At 66.7% G+C, this 1373-nt stretch carries 1 protein-coding gene; it reads right to left on the bottom strand.

Annotation, left to right across the window (positions count from 1 at the left end; genetic code table 11):
• Positions 1-1329: hypothetical protein (locus AUC71_RS10845; RefSeq protein WP_141701615.1), on the bottom strand; the 1329-nt coding region annotated here is incomplete at its 3' end.
• Positions 1330-1373 lie beyond the last annotated feature (44 nt).

Below are 1373 nucleotides of genomic sequence, written 5' to 3'. Positions count from 1 at the left end.
GGGCGCAGGCTGCGGCTGCGGAGCGGGCTGAGGATAAGGATTGCCGCCGCCCATGTTGCCATGTCCCATGCTGGCCGCCGGCGCGCCGGCCCGCGGCAGGCTGGGCGTCATTGCCTCGATCTCGCGGAACTGATCGTTGAGCGCCTTGCGGATCGCGGCGGTCGCCTGAGCGGTCTGCTCGGGCAGGGTGTCCATGCGCTTTTGCATTTCCTGGCGGAGCGCATCGAGGTCGGTCGCGGTCTGCCGGGCCGCCTCGCGCATGCCGCGCGAGGTATGGTCGAACTGACCGCGCATCTGCTCGAGCTGCCGGCCGATCTGCGTGATGACCGTCTCGAAGCTGCCCTTGAGGTCGGTGACGGCGCGCGCCGTATGAGCCTGCGCCTCGTCGCGGAGCTTTTCGATCTGGGCGAGGGCTTGTTGCGCTTGGCCCGCGGTATCGCGGCCGAGCGCGGTGGTCACTTGCTTCGCCCGCGCTTCGGCCTGGGTCAGCGCGCCTTCCACGATGCCCGCGTAGTTGCCCATCATGCCGTCGAGCTCCTGCGCCTTGGTGTTGACCGTGTGCAGGAGGGCGATGATGGATTGGTGCCGGCCTTCCAGGATCGAGTCGATCTTGGCATTCGAGGAGTCGAGCGCCTTGGCCGCGGTAAGAATGGCTTGGCCCTGGCTCTCGAAACGCTGGGTGAGCCCGTGGATCTGTTCGAGCAGCCCCTTTGACACCTCGCGCAGATTGCCGGTTTGGCTGGTCAGGATGCCCACCGCTTCCTTGGACTGGGCACCGACCTGCTGGGCGGTCTGCTGCATCATCTGCGAGTTGTTGGCGAGCACCTCGTTGAGCTGCGCGGTCTGCCGGCCGAAGGTCTCGTCGACCAGGCGCGTATGCTCGCCGAGCATCTTGTCGGTCTCGGCCGTGCGCTGGCCGAAAGTGGCATCGATCGCCTTGAGCCGCTCGGCAAGCGCCGTGATGACGAGCTGCGCGCGCTCGCCCATGGTCTTTTCCAGAGACTCGGTCTGCTGGGTGATGGCGCTTTCCAGGCCTTGCACCTTTTGGAGCAGGGATTTGGTGAAGCTGTCGGCTCGCTCGGCAAGCGTCCTGTCGAGCGCGATGGCGCCCTGGTTGACCGCCGAGGTGAACTGCGCGGTGCGATCGCTCAGCGTCTTGTCGACGGCGCTCGTCCGGTTCTCGACCGCGGCGGCAAGGGCATCCGTCCGCTCTTGGAGAGTCTTCTCGAAGATGACGGCGCTTGGGCCACCACGCCCGTGAAGGCCTCGGTCCGATCGGCAAGGGTCTTGTCGAGTTTTTCCGTGTCCCTCGGCGGCGGCGGCGCTCAACGCCTCTGTCCGTTCGGCGAGCGTTCTTGTCGAGGGTTACGGCG

The organism is Methyloceanibacter marginalis (assembly GCF_001723295.1).
GTDB lineage: Bacteria > Pseudomonadota > Alphaproteobacteria > Rhizobiales > Methyloligellaceae > Methyloceanibacter > Methyloceanibacter marginalis.
Note: the sequence above shows the minus strand (reverse complement) of the source record. Positions and strands in the feature narration are given on the sequence as shown.